We start from the raw sequence: 16,170 nt of genomic DNA on the forward strand, positions 1-16,170 counted from the left end.
AGAGGACCACGATGACCGCTTCCGACCAGGACCGAGCCGAGCCGACACCCGTACCCGCGCCGCCCGCACCCGACGCGGGCCCGGGGCCGGTACCCGAGCGGATCCTGGCCGCGGCCAGGGCCGCGCCCGGGCAGTGGATCGGACTGGTCGACCCGCACTGGCAGGGCGAGGGGGAGCCGCCGGACTGGGCGGTGATCGGGCGGTGGCGCGCGGGGGAGGACGGCACCGTCGAGGAGTTCGCGGAGAACGGGGAGTACCGCCCCTCGCCGCTGGCGCGCGAGTGGCCGGCGCCGACCGACCCGGTGGACGCGGCCGTCCAGCTGGCCGCGACCGGGTACGGGCCGGCCGAGGACGTCTACCGCGCGCTGGCCGCCGCCCGGTTCGCCGTGCTGCTGGACGAGTTCGGCGGCGTCGGCGGGTTCGGGCTCCCGGACGGGAAGCCGGCGGTGGTGGTGTACTCCGCGCGGTCCTGGCTGGACGCCGCGGGGAACCCCGACCACGCGGTGATCGGGCCCGGCACGCTGCTGGAACGGCTGCCGCCGGGCCTCGGGATCGTGGTCAACCCCGGTGCCCCGGCGGCCATGCGGCTGGAGCCGGGTGCCCTCTGGTCCGCCCTCGACGCCCGCGAGCGCGCGGGGGAGCCGGTGCACCCGCTGCGCCCGTTCGACTGAGCCACCCGGCCGGGGGACGGGGGGGGGGGGCGCCCCCCCCCCCCCGGGGGGGGCGCCCCCCCCGCCCCCCCCGCCCCCCGCCCCCCCCCCCCGCGGGGGGGGGCCCCCCCCCCGCGGGGGGGCCGCCCCCCCCCCCCCCGCGGGGGGGGGGGGGGCCCCCGGGGGCCCCGGGCCCCCCCCCCCCCCGGGGGGGGGCGGGGCGCGGGCCCCCCCCCCCGCGGGGGGGGGCCCCCCCCCCCCCGTCCGGCTCAGCCCGCGAGCCCGCGCAGCGTGTGGTAGACGCCGCAGGCCTGGAGGGCCAGCGGCAGCAGCGCGAGCGCGCACAGGGTGTGCAGGATGTCGGCGATCCGGCCCCAGTAGGGGAGCAGGCGGCGGCCGGGCACCGTCCAGGCGGCGACCAGGAGGGCGACGGCCAGCGCCAGCAGGCCGCCCACCAGGGTGAGGCGCCCGGTCGCCGAGGCGGTGGCGGTGGCCCGGGCGAGCACGACGAGCGCCCCGAGCACGCCGGGCAGCAGGATGGTCAGGCGCTGGCGGATGCTGCCGACGGCCCGGCCGTGCAGCAGGAGCAGCAGGCTCAGGGTGCCGGCCTCGGCCGGGCCGGCCCAGCCGTCCGCGAAGGGCAGGACGGCCAGGCAGGCCGCACAGACCGCGCCGATGGCGGCGTGCAGGGCCATCAGGTAGTCGTCGGCGACCAGCGCGCGGGGCAGCACCGCGGCGGCCGGGACCGGCTCGATGTTCTCCTGCAGCTCCTCCGCGTTGCGCGGCAGCATCGGCAGCCGCAGCCCGGACAGCCGGAAGGCCGTCGACGGCACGAACGCACCCACCAGGACCGCCACCACCGCGAGCACCGCCACCAGCTTGGCGAGCGTCAGCCCGGCGAGCACCAGCACCCCCGACAGCACCCCGAGCAGCGCGACCAGCGCCACCCCGAGGAACAGCGGCGCCGCCGCGCCGACCGCCGCCAGGGCCAGCACCGCCGCCCCGGCCCCGGCCGAGGACGCCGCCAGCACCCGGGCACCGAGCAGGTCGTCGCCGCTCGGCCCGTTCGGCAGCAGCAGCGAGGCCAGCGCCAGGTACGGCACGGCCGCGGCGCCCAGCGCGGCGCCCGCGCCCGCGTCGGCCATCGCCCGGGAGGCGCTGGTCGCGCCGAGCAGCAGCAGGAGCGCGACCGCGGCCGCCGCGGCCTCGCGCGGGGCGGCCGGGCCGGGCAGCGCCAGCAGCACCCAGCCCGCCGCGAGCGCGGTCACCGCCAGGGCCAGCGAGAGGATCCGGGTCAGGCCCGGGCGCCAGGTGTCGCCGCGCTCGTGCATGCCGGTGGCGACGCCGTCCACCAGGTCGTCGAAGTGCACCGGCGGCAGCGCCTCGTGGCGTGCCCGCAGGTACAGCGCGTCGCCGTCGTGCAGGCCCAGCGCCTCGGCGCTCCGCTCCTCGTCCAGCGGGTCCTCGCCGAGGCGCTGCAGCACCCAGCCGCCGTGCTCCAGCCCCTCCTCGGCGAGGTCGGGCCCGGCGTGGCCGAGGATGGCGGGCAGCAGGTCGGCCAGCGGTACGTCGGCGGGGACGGCCAGTTCGAAGACCGCCCCCGGCGCATGGAACCTCAATCGGCACAATCCTGCGACGACACTGCTGCTCACGCCTGTCCTCCGGCTCGGTGGTGTGCTGCCTTCTCCGCCCGGATGAACGGCCCGCCCGGCGCGCCGCGTTCAACCCGCCGTTGAACCCCGGGCGCCGTACCGTCCGTCAGCCAGAGGGGACGGCGTCGCAATGGGGAGCCCGTGGCGTGAAGAGCCGGTCGCAGTGAGGAGCCCTGAGTGAGCGTGGTGCTGGTCAAGCGGACGCCCCGGCGTCCGGGGCCCGAGATGCCGGACGGCGAGATCCAGCTGCAGGAGCCGCCGGGTCTGCCGGAGAAGCAGAGCGGCATGGCGAGCGTGATCAGCATGGCCCCGATGGCGCTCGGCTCGCTGTCGATGGTCTTCATGTTCCTGCACCCCGGCGGTGGCGGCGAAGGCGGCGGCGGCGCGCTCAGCTACGTCGCGGTCGGCATGATGGCGCTGTCCGCCGTCGGCATGCTGCTCACCCAGCTGATCCGCGGCTCCAGCGACCGCAAGCAGCAGCTGCGCGCCGAACGCCGCGACTACCTGCGCTACCTCTCCCAGATGCGCCGCCAGGTGCGCCGCTCGATCGACGCCCAGCGGCAGGCCCTCACCTGGCGCCACCCCGCGCCGGACGAGCTGTGGTCGCTGGTCGGCACCAGCCGGCTGTGGGAGCGCCGGGCTGCCCACCCCGACTTCAGCGACGTCCGGATCGGCGTCGGCGCCCAGCGCCTGGCCACCCCGCTCGCACCGCTCGCCACCAAGCCCGTCGAGGACCTGGAACCGCTCTGCGCCCACGCGCTGCGCCGCTTCATCCACGCCTACGGGACGGTCGCCGACCAGCCGATGGCCATCCACCTGCGCGGCTTCGCCCACCTGCTGCTGCGCTCCGACGACCCCGAGGCCGCCCGCGCCCTGGTGCGGGCCGTGCTCGCCCAACTCGCCGCCGTACACGGCCCGGACGAGCTGAGCATCGCCGTCGTCACCGACTCCGAACGGCGGGCCGACTGGGAGTGGGCCAAGTGGCTGCCGCACGCCCTGCACCCGACCGACACCGACGGCGCCGGCCCGGTCCGACTGGTCGCGGGCAGCCTCGGCGAGGTCGAGCAGCTGCTCGGCGAGGAGTTCACCGGCCGCCCGGGCTTCGAACCGGACGCCGTACCCGACCGCGACGAGCCCTTCACCGTCCTGGTCCTCGACGGCCCCGGCGCGCACACCGGCAGCCGCGCCGCACTCACCGGCTACCGCAACGCCGTCCTGATCGACCTCTCCGACAGCCTGGAGTGGGGCCCCGCCCGCGCCACCCTGCGGCTGCGGATCGAGGACGGCCGGCTCACCATGGTCGGCTCCGACCGCAACCGCAAGGACGTCGTCACCGACCTCGGCCGACCCGACGCGCTCACCCTGCCCGCCGCGACCCGCCTCGCCGCCCTGCTCGCCCGCTACCGCATCGCCGACGGCGTCGACGCCGCCGAACCGCTCGCCACCGACTTCGACCTCACCGCCCTGCTCGGCATCCCCGACCTGCACGCCCTCGACGTCGAGGAGCTCTGGGGCCAGCGCGGCATCCCGCAGCGGCTGCGCGTCCCGCTCGGCCTCGGACCCGACGGACGCCCCGTCGACCTCGACCTCAAGGAGTCCGCCCAGGGCGGCATGGGCCCGCACGGCATGCTGATCGGCGCCACCGGCTCCGGGAAGTCGGAACTGCTGCGCACCCTGGTGCTCGCCCTCGCCGTCACCCACTCCTCCGAGGTGCTCAACTTCGTCCTGGTCGACTTCAAGGGCGGCGCCACCTTCCTCGGCCTCGACACCCTCCCGCACACCTCCGCGGTGATCACCAACCTGGCCGACGAGGCCTCCCTGGTCGACCGCATGCGCGACGCCCTGCACGGCGAACTCGTCCGCCGCCAGGAGCTGTTGCGCGACGCCGGCTACGCCTCGCTGCTCGACTACGAGACCGCGCGCGCCGCCGGCGCCGTGCTGCGCCCGCTGCCCACGCTCTTCGTCGTCGTCGACGAGTTCAGCGAACTGCTGTCCGCGCACCGGGACTTCATGGAACTCTTCGTGATGATCGGCCGACTCGGCCGCTCCCTCGGCGTCCACCTGCTGCTCGCCTCGCAGCGCCTCGACGAAGGCCGGATGAGCGCGCTGGAATCCCACCTGTCCTACCGGATCGGCCTGCGCACCTTCTCCGCCATGGAGAGCCGCGGCGTCCTCGGCGTCCCCGACGCCTACCAGCTGCCCTCCCAGCCCGGCAACGGCTTCCTGCGCAGCGACATCTCCACCCTCACCCGGTTCAAGGCCGCCTACGTCTCCGGCCCGTACCGGCCCAAGCGCCGCGCCGCCCAGCAGGCCGCCATCGCCGGGCAGGTCGTCGCGTACGGCACCGACTACGTGGTGCCCCGCCGGCTCCCCGTCGCCCAGGCCGAACCCGAGGAGCAGCAGACCGCCGCCGGATCCCTGCTCGACGTCGCCACCGGCAAGCTCCGCGACGCCGGCCCGCCCGCCCACCGGGTCTGGCTGCCGCCGCTGGACGTCCCGCCCACCCTCGACGAACTGCTGCCGCCGCTCGTCCCGCACCCCGAACGCGGCCTCACCACCGAGGACGCGAGCAGCCACGGCATCCTCGGACTGCCCGTCGGCGTGGTCGACCGCCCCTTCCAGCAGCTGCGCGACCTGCTCACCGCCGACCTCTCCGGCGCCGGCGGCCACGTCGGCATCGCCGGCGCCCCGCAGAGCGGCAAGAGCACCCTGCTGCGCAGCCTGATCACCGGCCTCGCGCTCACCCACACCCCGCGCGAAGTCCAGTTCTACTGCCTGGACTTCGGCGGCGGCACGCTCTCCGCCCTGCGTGGCCTGCCGCACGTCGGCGGCGTCACCGGCCGGCACGACGGCGAGCGGGTGCTGCGCACCGTCGCCGAGATCAACGCCATCATCAACCGCCGCGAACAGTACTTCGCCGAACTCGGCCTCGACTCCATCGCCGCCTTCCGCCGCCGCCGGGCCGCCGGCGAACTGTCCGACGAGCCGCACGGCGACGTCTTCCTGGTCATCGACGGCTGGAACACCCTGCGCCAGGAGTTCAACGACCTCGTCCAGCCGCTCACCCTGATCTCCCAGCGCGGCCTCAACTACGGCGTCCACCTGGTGGTGGCCACCACCAGGTGGGGCGAGGTCGCCGGCGGCCTGCGCGACCAGCTGCAGACCCGCTTCGAGCTGCGCCTCGGCGACTCCGTCGACTCCATGATCAACATGCGGGCCGCCGCCAAGGTCCCCAAGCTGCCCGGCCGCGGCCTCACCGACGAACAACTGCACTTCCTCGCCGCCCTGCCCCGCATCGACGGCTCCGGCCGCACCGACGACCTCGGCGAAGGCGTCGCCGACCTCGTCGACGCCGTCGCCGCACACTGGACCGGGCCGCGCGCCCCCGAGGTACGGATGCTCCCGCTCACCCTCGACGCCGCCCGACTCCCCGCGCCCGAAGGACGACTGCGCGTCGCCATCGGCCTCGAGGACACCGAAGTCTCCCCGCTCTGGCACGACTTCGAGGAAAACCCGCACCTGCTGATCGTCGGCGACAGCGAATCCGGCAAGACCAACCTGCTCCGACTGATGATCAACGCCATCACCACCACCTACACCCCGGCCGAGGCGCGGATCATGCTGGTCGACTACCGGCGCGGCCTGTACGACGCCGTGCCGGAGGAATACCGGCTCGGCTACGCGGTGGCCATCGACAAGCTCCGCCAGATCGTCGACGGGGCGTCCAGGGCGATGAAGAACCGCATCCCGCCCGCCGACATCACCCCCTCCCGGCTCAAGCTGCGCGACTGGTGGACCGGCCCGGAACTGTTCATCCTCGTCGACGACTACGACCTGGTGGGCTCCGGCAGCGGCACCCACCCCTTCGCCGCCCTGCTCGAAGACCTCGCCCAGGGCACCGAGATCGGCCTCCACCTGGTCGTCGCACGCGGCGCCAACGGCATCGGCCGGGCCCTCGGCGACCCGCTGCTGCGCAAGCTCCAGGAAGTCAACTCGCCCTCGCTGCTGATGTCCTGCCCGCCCTCCGAGGGATACCTGTTCGGCAACCTCAAGCCGCGGCAGTTCCCCACCGGGCGCGGGCTGTACATCACCCGGCGGCGCACCGTACAGGTGCAGACCGGACACCTGGGAGAAGAAGGATGACGGGGGCTACGGGTATCGCGCCGGGTGCGGTGAGTGCGGGTGCGGTGAGTGCGGGTGTGGTGAGGACGGGGCCGGTGAGGACGGGTGCGGTGGGTGTGACTCCCGGGACGGGCGGCTCGACGCTGCGGGCACTCGGCCCGCACTACGTCATCGCGCCGCCCGACGCGGAAGCGGCCGGACTGGCCGAGGCGCTGGCAGCCGTCCCCGTCGAACCGCGGGCGCTGCTGCTGCTCGCCGCCGCCGCGGACGCGGCACCCGTCCTGCTGGCCTCGCTGGACGAACTCGCGCAGGTCGCGCGCGAACGCGGGGCCGAGACGCTGGTGCTCGCCGCCTCCGGCCTGGCGGCGGTCGGGCCGGACGGCCGCCGACCCGCCGAACTGCTGGCCAGGCGCTGCGGTTTGACGGTCGTCGCACCCGACTCCGTGGTCAGCGTCGAGACGGACGGCACGCTGCCGGCCGTCGACGGAACCTGGTGGCGGTGCCGGCCCGGCGCCGGAACGGTGCCGCTCGGTCCCCACTGGCCGGCCGCCGCGACCATCACCCCGCTGGCCGGCGGCGCGTACTGGATCACCGAGGCCGCCGTGGGATCGGAGCGACCGGCCGTACTCGACCGGGCCGTCACGGCGGACGACGGACTGCTGCTCGTCCTCGGCGAACCGGAGGGACCGCTGCCCAGCGGCACCCAACTCGCCAACGCCGCCGCGCTGCTGCAAACGACGACCGGCAGGCCGGAACGCCTCACGCTGAGCGCGCCGTGGGCCGAGCCGGTCCAACTCATCGAACTGGCGGCGGTGTCGGCGGCCTCGCTCCGGCAGGAAGTGTGGGCGGCCGTCGGTGTGCCGGTACCGGCCGGGGCCGGGGCCGGTACCCGGCACGTCCACGTAGGCGCGGACGGCGCCGAGGGCTGGGAACCGTACCTCACCGAACTGGTCGCCCGCCCGAGCGAGCGCACCGTCACCGCCGTCGGCTGGCGCACCCGGCCCGACCTGCCCCCGGCACCCGGCCCGGCACGCTACCCGGCGTTCCCCGGCTGGGAGTTGGAGGCAGTCGCCGCCGGCCTCTGGCTCCGCCCCGCGGCCACCCCGGACCGGGGACCACGACTGCGCCGCCCCGACCCCGCACAGCCGGTACTCGTCGTCGGTGCCCCGGGACGCCCGGTCCCCGAGACCCTGTGGGACCACCTCGGCGCCCTGCTCGGCGCACTCCCGCCGGGAACAGCACGCCTCGCACTCGCCGTCGCGGGGACGCTGGACATCGGGTCCGCGGCGGTCGGGCGGTTCTGCGCGCGGCTGTACGGGCTGGACTGGGCCGGGGCGGAAGCGGGGGCTGCTGCCGAGCCTGAGCTGACGGCTGTGCCGGTGCCGGTGCCGGTGCCGGTGCCCGAGCCGGAGCCGGAGCCGGAGCCGGAGTGTGAGGTCGAGGCCGAGCCGGCGCCCACGCCTGAGCCGAAGCCGACGCTCGAGCCCAAGGTCGAGCCCAAGGTCGAGCCCGAGATCGAGCCCGAGATCGAACCCGAGGTTGAACCGGAACCCGAACCGGTGGCCGCGCCGACGCCCGCTGTCACGGTGGCGACCTCCGGCGGGCAGTTCGAGGCGACGCCTCCGGACCCTCGTCCGGTGACCGAGGCAGAGGAAGCCCCGGCAGTGCCGCAGGAGCCGGCTTCCGAGGCGTCAAGTCCGGTGTCCTCGAGCGCAGTCGATCCGGAGCCCGAGCCGGAGCCCGAGCCCGACCCGGAGCCCGAACCGGAGCCGGAACTCGAACCAGCGCCGGAACCCGAGCCGACCCCCGACCCGGAGCCGGTTCCAGAACGAGAGCCGGAACCCGTACCCGTACCCGCGCCGCCCGTGCCCGCCCCATTGGCCGTGTCCCCGGCGGCGGGAGCGCCCAGCACTCCCGCCGAGGACCGCGCGGCCCTGGTGTCCCAGCTCGGGCCCGCCTACCAGCGGCTCGCGCGGCGGGCCGAGGACGTCGCCACCCGGCTGCCCAGCCTCCGCACCCGGTCGGAGGCGGTCGACCCGAGGCCCGAACTGGTCGCCGTGCTGCTGCAGCACGGCGACTGCACCCCCCTGGCTCCCCGCGCCGAGCTCCTCGCGGCGGCCCGCTCCGGTGCACCCGGCCGCTACGGCCCGTACCTGCGGTGCCTCGCCGCCGGCCTGCGCCGGCTGCCGAGCCACTACGGCGGTGTGCTGGTCGCGGGCCCGGCCGAGGGGACCGGCCTCGGCGCGTACACCCCGGGCACGGTCCTGACCGAACGGGCACCGGTGACCGGTCTGGCGGCGCCGGGTGCGGAACTCGGCGAGGACCTCGGGATCGAGTTCGCGATCTGGTCCGTCGGCGGCCGCCGCAGTTCGGCCTTCGGCGAACTGGGGGACCAGCCGACCGTGATCTTCGCCCCGGGGACGGAGTTCGAAGTGGTCGACGTCCAGGCACCCGATCCGGACGCCGGTCACCCGGCGCGGGTCCTGCTGCACGAGATCGGCGGAGTCCGCCCGGCCCCCGAGCGCCTCCGCAGCTGGCTCGCCCGTCGCGACGCCGTCGCCCCGACCGACCGCGTCCGCCCCGCGGACCTCGCCCGCTACACGCTCGATCTCGGCTCGGGGACGGGATAGGCCCCTCGGGGCACGCGGTCCGGACCCCCGGAGGTGACTCCGGAGCCGACCCCGGACGGAGGCCCGGCGCGGAGGCCCGGCGCGGAGGCCCGCCATGGACGGCTCCTCGCTCGTGCCGCCTCCGGTGAACCGGGGACGCCCGGCCGTCCGTGGGACGTAGCGTAGGGAAAAGACCAGCAGGAGGAGTGCGGCATGGGCGAGACGGTGCGGGACGGGTTCCGGCTCGCGGCGGTGTTCGACGTCGTGGACCCGGTGACCGGGCCCGGCTTCGGGCCGGACCGGCCGCGGCTCGCGGCGGGCGGGGAGCGCGAGGCCGTCGCCCGCTACCTGCGGGCGGGGGCGGCGGTGCTGCTGACCACGATGCTGATGGACGACGTGGTCGATCCGAGCCTGCGCGGTGTCGTCCCGATGGGTTTCCGCACCGACGGCCGGTGGATCTGGACCGACACGGTGACGTACTACCTCGAGGAGTACGGGCTGGCGCCCGACCCGGAGCTGCTCGCGCACGTCCGCGCCCAGGGTGACGGGCCGTGGGCGGAGCCGGAGCAGGAGGTGCTGGAGCGGGCGGTCTCGTTCGTGCTGACCCCGCCGGAGGCGGCCGAGGAGCCGGTCTGGACCGTCGGCTCCTGAAGGCGGGCGGAACCGGCTGAACCGCGCGGGCCGGTCTGGCCGTACCTCCCCACAGGAGTGTCGTCGAACACAGGGGATGCATGGTGGGCGAGGAGCAGCGCGGCGAGCCGGGTCGGAAGCCGTCCGGTTTCCAACTTCCGACGGTGAACTGGGCTTTGGCCGCCGAGGCGGAGTCCGCGGAAGCGGAGTCTGCGGAGGCGGCGTCCGGGGCGGCGGCGGAGGCCGCGGCGGGCGCCCCGACCGCGGTGCTGCCCGCGCAGGCGGGAGCCGCCGGGGGGGCCGGGGCCGAAGCAGAGCGTGCCCCCAAGAACGCGTCCGAGAGCGCGTCCAAGGCCGGGGCGCAGGCAGGAAAGCCGGCCGTGACCCCGGCCGCGCCTCCCGTGCCCGCTCCCGCCTCCGTCGCGGCCCCCGCCGTCGCGGCTCCGTCGGCGGCCGGGACGCCCGAGGCGCTGGCCGCCGCGGTGGTCGGTGAGTCGTCCACCGAGTCGGGTACGGATCCGGGTCCGCGGCCGGGCCGGGTGTCCCGGCCGATGATCGCGGCGGCCGTCGCGGTCGGTCTGGTGCTGGTCGGCACCTCGGTGGTGGTGACGCAGCTCGGCGGCAACGACCCCAAGCACGGGCCGGCCCAGGCCGACGCGCCGCCCGGGTACGGGCAGGGTGGCGGGGACGGCGGTAGCGGGTTCGTGCCCGGCTACGACGAGCACGGCGGCGTCGGCGGCGGGAGTCCCGCCCCGGACGGGCAGCCCGGGGCGGTCGTTCCGCCGGTGGACGCCGGATCGGTCCCGCCTGCCACGGGTGACCAGCCGGCGTCGGCCCCGAACGGCACGGGTGGCGGCGGGGGTTCCGGCGTCGCGGCGCAGCCCGGTGGAGCGGCCAACCCGGTGGGGACCGGCGGCAGCGCGACCGGCGGGGGCGGCCCGGCCCAGGGCGGTTCGGGCCCCGCCCCGGCCGGTGGCGGCGCCGGTGCTGCCAAGCCCGCGCCCCAGCAGCCCGCGCCGAACCAGCCCGCCCCGAACCAGCCGCCGGCGAACCAGCCGGCCCCGCCGCCGGCCGGGGCCCAGAACCCCGCCCCGCCGCCGGTCGCCAAGCAGCCGGCGCCGGTCACCGCGGTCGCCGGCCCGTACTGCGGCAACTACCGCACCTACGGCTGGTACGACGACGGCGACAAGGGCTGGCGCAACAACTCCGGTGGCTACAGCGGCGACGGCTGCAACGGCACCTACGCCTCGATGCCGATGTCCGGTGACGCGAACGACGACAAGAGCAACTCGGTGGTCTGGACCTTCAGCCTGGACAAGGTCACCAGCTGCACCCTGGCCGTCTACATCCCGGCCAGCAGCAACGTGAAGCAGGTCGGCGGTAACCCGAGCTACTACACGGTGCAGAGCGGCGGCGGATCGGTCGGCTCGTTCACCATCAACCAGACGGCCAGCCTGGGTAGTTGGGTGACGAAGGGGCCGTTCCCCTACCGCGGCCCGATCTCCCTCACCCTGCACAGCCGCGGCGTCGACTGGAGCAGCGGCGCCAAGTTGGCCCACCACGCCGCCAGCGCGGTGCGTGCCACCTGCACGCCCTGACGCCGCACGCCCGAACCACCGAAGAACCACCACGCCCCACGACGAAGGGAACCCCAGGCATGTCGCGCCCGGTGCTGACGGTCTGCGCGGAGCAGCGGGAGCCCGGCTCCTACCGCACGATCGGCGAAGCCCTCCAGGCCGCCCGCAGCGGCGCGGTGATCTCGGTGCGCCCCGGCCGGTACGACGAGAACCTGGTGCTCACCAAGGTGGTGAGCATCACCGCGGAGGACGTCCGGGGCAGTGTGCGGATCAGTCCGCGGCGCGGCTCGGTGGTCCAGGTGCTCACCGAAGCCGTCCAGTTGACCGGACTGGTGTTGCAGGGGCAGGACGACGAGCTGCCCGCCGTGGACGTTCCGCGCGGTCAACTCGCCCTCCAGGACTGCGAGGTGGCCGGCAACGCGTGGACCGCCGTGCTCACCCGCCAGCAGGGCGAACTCGCCATGCGCGGCTGCCGGGTGGTCAATCCGGCCGGCGCCGGGCTGGTCGAGACGTCCACCGGCGCCAGTGTCATCGAGGACAGCGTCATCGAGCACCTGGGCACCTCCGCCCTGGTGATCGGCGAGCGGGCCAACCCGACCGTTCGGCGCTGCGTGCTGCGCGACGCCCGCGGCAACGGCGTCTGCGCCAACGGCGAGGCGCGCGGCGTGGTCGAGGACTGCGAGATCTCCGCCACCGACAAGCCCGCCGTGGCCCTGGAGGAGCAGAGCACCACGCGGCTGCTGCGCACCGAGATCCGCGACAGCGCGCTGGGCGTGTTCGTCGGCTCCACCGCCCGGGTCGTCCTGGAGGACTGCACCGTCACCGCCGTGCGCGGCCACGGTTACGTGCTCACCAACGGCACCGACCCGCTGCTGCGGCGCTGCCGCGCCGTGCGCCCCCAGGGCCATGGCCTGCACATCACGGGCCGCTCCCGAGGCACCTTCGAGGACTGCGAGGTCACCGCCCCCGCCCAGGCCGGCATCCACGTCGGCGAGTCGGCCGGCCCCGGCCTGGTGCGGGCGGTGGTGCGCGACGCCGAGACCGACGGCGTCGAACTCACCGGGGAGAGCGCCGCCGAGTTCGACCGGCTGGAGGTCCGCGACGCGGCCGGCGTCGGCATCGTGGTGCGCGACGGCGCCAACCCGCTGCTGCGCCGCACCACCGTCACCGCCGCCGGCGGCCACGGGATCGAGGTGCTGCGCGACGGGCGCGGCCGGATCGAGGACGCCACCGTGCTCGACTCCGGCAACCACGGCATCCGGATCGCCGACGGCGCCAACACCTACCTCGGCGGCAGCCAGGTGCGCGGCAGCAAGTCCTGCGGCATCTCGGTGGGCACCGAGGGCGTCGCCACCCTGCGCGACGTCGACTCCACCGACAACGCCTTCGACGGCGCGAGCGTCGAGCGCGGCGGCGAACTGACCGCCACCCGCTCCCGGCTGCGGACCAACCGCCGCCACGGACTCCACCTGATGGCCGGCGCCCGCGCCACACTGACCTCCTGCCAGCTCATCGACAACACCGTGGACGGGCTGCGCTCCGAGTCCGCGGAGCCCGTCCGGCTCACCGACTGCCTGGCCGCCGAGAACCAGGGCGCGGGCCTGCGGCAGACCGAGACGACCGACCGGCTCGCGGTCGAGAACCTCGACAGCCGGGACAACCGGTCACCGGACGCCCACGGTTCGGCGGCGGTCGCCGCCGCCACGCCCGGCACCGCCGTCACCACCGACGGGGAGAGCGCACCCGCCGACGGGACCCCGCAGTCCGGCCCCGCCGACGCCGGGCCGCAGGGCCCCCAGGGTCCGCAGGCCGTCCTGCAGACCCTGGTCGGTCTGGAGGGCGTCAAGGAGCAGGTCGCCACCCTGGTCAACCTCAACAAGCTGGCCCGGCGCCGCGAACAGGCCGGCCTGCCCGCCCTCCCGATGAGCCGCCACCTGGTCTTCGCCGGGCCGCCCGGCACCGGCAAGACCACCGTCGCCCGGCTCTACGGCGCCATCCTCGCCGAACTCGGTGTGCTGCGCAGCGGCCACCTCGTCGAGGTGGCCCGCGCCGACCTGGTCGCCTCGATCATCGGCGGAACCGCCCTGAAGACCACCGAGGTCGTCAAGGAGGCCCTCGGCGGCGTGCTCTTCATCGACGAGGCGTACACCCTGTCGGCCGGCTCCGGCGGCACCGGCCCCGACTTCGGCCGCGAAGCCATCGACACCCTGGTCAAGCTGATGGAGGACCACCGCGAGGACCTGGTGGTCATCGTCGCCGGATACGAGGTCGAGATCCGCGAGTTCCTCGCCTCCAACCCGGGCCTGGCCTCCCGGTTCAGCCGCACCGTCGAGTTCCAGAACTACAGCGTCGACGAACTCACCACGATCGTCGGACACGCCGCCGCCGGCCACGGCTACGAACTCGCCGAGGGCACCCGCGAAGCGCTCGCCGTCCACTTCGAACGGATGCCCAAGGGCGCCGACTTCGGCAACGGCCGAGCAGCCCGCAAGGTGTTCGAGGAGATGGTCGACCGGCAGGCCTCCCGGCTCGCCGAACTGGAGAACTTCGACAACGTCGCACTGACCCAGCTGCTGCCCGGCGACGTCGGCGAGCAGGCCGCCGCGGCCGTCGCCGGAGACAGCAAGCCGGACGAGCCCGGCCTGCTCGACCGGCTGCGCTCCATGGTCGGCCTCGCCGCCGCCAAGGAACAGGTCGAAGACCTGGTCAACCTCACCAAGCAGACCCGGCGCCGGATCGAGGCGGGCCTGCCCGCCGCCACCATCAGCCACCACCTGGTCTTCTCCGGTCCGCCCGGCACCGGCAAGACCACCGTCGCCCGGCTGTACGGCGAACTCCTCGCCGAACTCGGGGTGCTGCCCGCCGGCCAGCTCATCGAGACCGCCCGCGCCGATCTCGTGGGCCGCTACATCGGCCACACCGCCCAGCTCACCCGGGACGCCTTCGAACGCGCCCGCGGCGGCGTGCTCTTCATCGACGAGGCCTACACGCTGACACCCCGCCACGGCGCCGGCGGCGACTTCGGCCAGGAAGCGGTCGACACCCTCATGAAGCTGATGGAGGACCACCGCGACGAGGTCGTCGTCATCGTGGCCGGCTACCAGGAGGAGATGCGCGGCTTCCTCGCCTCCAACCCCGGCCTGGCCTCGCGGTTCTCCCGCGAGATCACCTTCGACCACTACGCGGACGACGAACTCGTCACCATCGTCCGGCTCCAGGCCGAAACCGCCGGGTACAGCTGCACCCCGGAGACCCTGGCGGCACTCGCCACACTGTTCGCGGTCGTCCCGCGCGACCGCTCCTTCGGCAACGGACGCTTCGCGCGGCAGATGCTGGAAGCGATGATCACCCGCCAGGCGGGGCGGCTGTCCCGGCTGGACATCGCGGACCTGGACGAACTCAGCCTCCTGCTGCCCCAGGACATCCCGACCGAGCGGATCGGCAGCTTCGCGTGAGGCGGGCGCCCGTGAGGGGGGTCTCCGCGAGGGGTGTGGGTCTGCCCGCCGTACGAGGCACGGCGGCGCTGCTGGCCGCCGGCCTGCTGCTGCCCTCGGCGGGCAGCGCGGCCGCCGCCGACTCCCCGGACACCCTGCCCGGCGTCACCCAACTGCGCCGCGACCCCGGCGGCAAACCGGCCGGCTGCCTCCCGGCATCCACCAAAGGCACCCAACTCACCCCCTGGCCGCAGACCTTCCTACGGGCCGACCGGGTCTGGCCCCTCAGCCGGGGAGAAGGCGTCACCGTCGCCGTCCTCGGCTCCGGAGTCAAGGACGGCAGCGGCCTGCTCACCGGCCGCCTCGACTACGCCCCGCTCCCGGGCGGCGCCGACCCGACCCAGGACTGCGTCGGCCACGGCACCTTCCTGGCCGGCCTGATCGCCGCCGACCAACGCGAGGGGACGGGCTTCGCCGGCGTCGCGCCACGCGCCAGAATCCTCGCCGTCTCCGTCACCAACGAGGCCGGGGTCGCCTCGGCCGACCTCCTCGCCCAGGGCATCACGGCAGCGGCCGACCGGGGCGCGCGCGTCATCGCGGTCGCCGTCGCCCTCCCCGGCGGCAACGACGCCCTCGCCGGCGCCGTCCGGGCAGCCCGCGCCAAAGGCGCCCTGATCGTCGCCCCCGCCGCCCCCGACACCGCCCCGACCGACACCGGCCAGTCCGGCACCGCCAAACCCGGCCCCGCCTACCCGGCCGCCTACCCCGAGGTCCTCGCCGTCCGCGACCTCGCCCCCGGCGGCGCACTCCCGGACGGCCCCACAGCCGTCCCGGTCGGCGGCCGCGTCGACCTCGCCGCCCCCGGCGACGCCGTCACCGGCCCCGGCCCCACCCCCGGCGGCTACTACACCGGCGTCGGCCCCAGCTTCGCCACCGCCTTCGTCGCCGCCACCGCCGCCCTCGCCCTCGGCTACCGCCCGACCCTCACCGTCGACCAGCTGACCCGCCGCCTGGAAACCACCGCCTACCACAGCACCGACCCCCAGTACGGCTACGGCACCATCGACCCCGTCACCGCCGTCACCCAACTCCCCGACCCCGCCCCCACCACCCCGGCACCCCCCGCGGCCGCCCTCGCCATGCCCCCCACCCGCCCCGCCACCAACGCCCCCACCCAAGCCACCACCATCGCCCTCGCCTCCCTCGCCACCGCCGCCCTGGTAGCCGCAGCCGCCGCCGTCACCCCCCGCGCCCGCACCCGAGGCTGGCGCCCGGGCCGCGTGGAGGAGAACTGAGGGGAGGGTGCTCCCTTCGGGCCGCCATCGCCCCCTGTGCCCGCACTGCGGCCCGTGCCCGGGCCGGGCGCACGAGCGGACGAGGGGTGTGCGGCGGTCCGAGTTTCGGCAGCTCCTGGAGCCGCCCGCGCCACGACCCTTGCCCCGCCTTGCCACGATCACCATCCGGGCCCGTGCCCGGAGCGGGCGGAGGAGGGGCGA

The 16,170-nt window shown here is 75.5% G+C and carries 8 protein-coding genes; 7 read left to right on the forward strand and 1 reads right to left on the reverse strand.

Annotation, left to right across the window (positions count from 1 at the left end):
• Positions 1–11: 11 nt before the first annotated feature.
• The gene (locus ACZ51D_RS23295; RefSeq protein WP_465618013.1) at positions 12–671 is read left to right on the forward strand and encodes a type VII secretion system-associated protein; all 660 of its coding nucleotides are present in this window, start codon (positions 12–14) and stop codon (positions 669–671) included.
• A 248-nt stretch (positions 672–919) separates the two neighbouring features.
• Here the strand turns inward: ACZ51D_RS23295 and eccD are convergent, their stop codons facing one another.
• On the reverse strand, positions 920–2,269 hold the full coding sequence (gene eccD, locus ACZ51D_RS23300) for a type VII secretion integral membrane protein EccD (protein ID WP_465618015.1): 1,350 nt from the start codon (positions 2,267–2,269) through the stop codon (positions 920–922).
• A gap of 210 nt (positions 2,270–2,479) precedes the next feature.
• Here eccD and eccCa point away from each other — a divergent pair, with 210 nt between their 5' ends.
• The 6 genes from eccCa (at position 2,480) to ACZ51D_RS23330 (ending at position 15,969) form a co-directional block, all read left to right on the forward strand.
• Positions 2,480–6,445, forward strand: coding sequence for a type VII secretion protein EccCa (gene eccCa, locus ACZ51D_RS23305; RefSeq protein WP_465663438.1), 3,966 nt, complete (start codon positions 2,480–2,482; stop codon positions 6,443–6,445).
• An 89-nt stretch (positions 6,446–6,534) separates the two neighbouring features.
• Positions 6,535–9,054: a hypothetical protein gene (locus ACZ51D_RS23310; RefSeq protein WP_465663439.1), complete on the forward strand. Its 2,520-nt coding sequence runs from the start codon at positions 6,535–6,537 to the stop codon at positions 9,052–9,054.
• A 192-nt stretch (positions 9,055–9,246) separates the two neighbouring features.
• Entirely contained in the window at positions 9,247–9,684 is a 438-nt protein-coding gene (locus ACZ51D_RS23315) for a hypothetical protein (RefSeq protein WP_360493924.1), read from the forward strand.
• Between the two features lie 143 nt (positions 9,685–9,827).
• Complete coding sequence (locus ACZ51D_RS23320; RefSeq protein ID WP_465618021.1) at positions 9,828–11,261, forward strand: hypothetical protein; 1,434 nt, start codon at positions 9,828–9,830, stop codon at positions 11,259–11,261.
• 59 nt (positions 11,262–11,320) lie between these two features.
• Positions 11,321–14,695: a right-handed parallel beta-helix repeat-containing protein gene (locus tag ACZ51D_RS23325; RefSeq protein WP_360493929.1), complete on the forward strand. Its 3,375-nt coding sequence runs from the start codon at positions 11,321–11,323 to the stop codon at positions 14,693–14,695.
• 11 nt (positions 14,696–14,706) lie between these two features.
• Positions 14,707–15,969, forward strand: a complete 1,263-nt coding sequence (locus tag ACZ51D_RS23330) for a S8 family serine peptidase (protein WP_465663440.1) — start codon at positions 14,707–14,709, stop codon at positions 15,967–15,969.
• Positions 15,970–16,170: the final 201 nt, after the last annotated feature.

The organism is Kitasatospora sp. NPDC033851 (genome assembly GCF_055576085.1).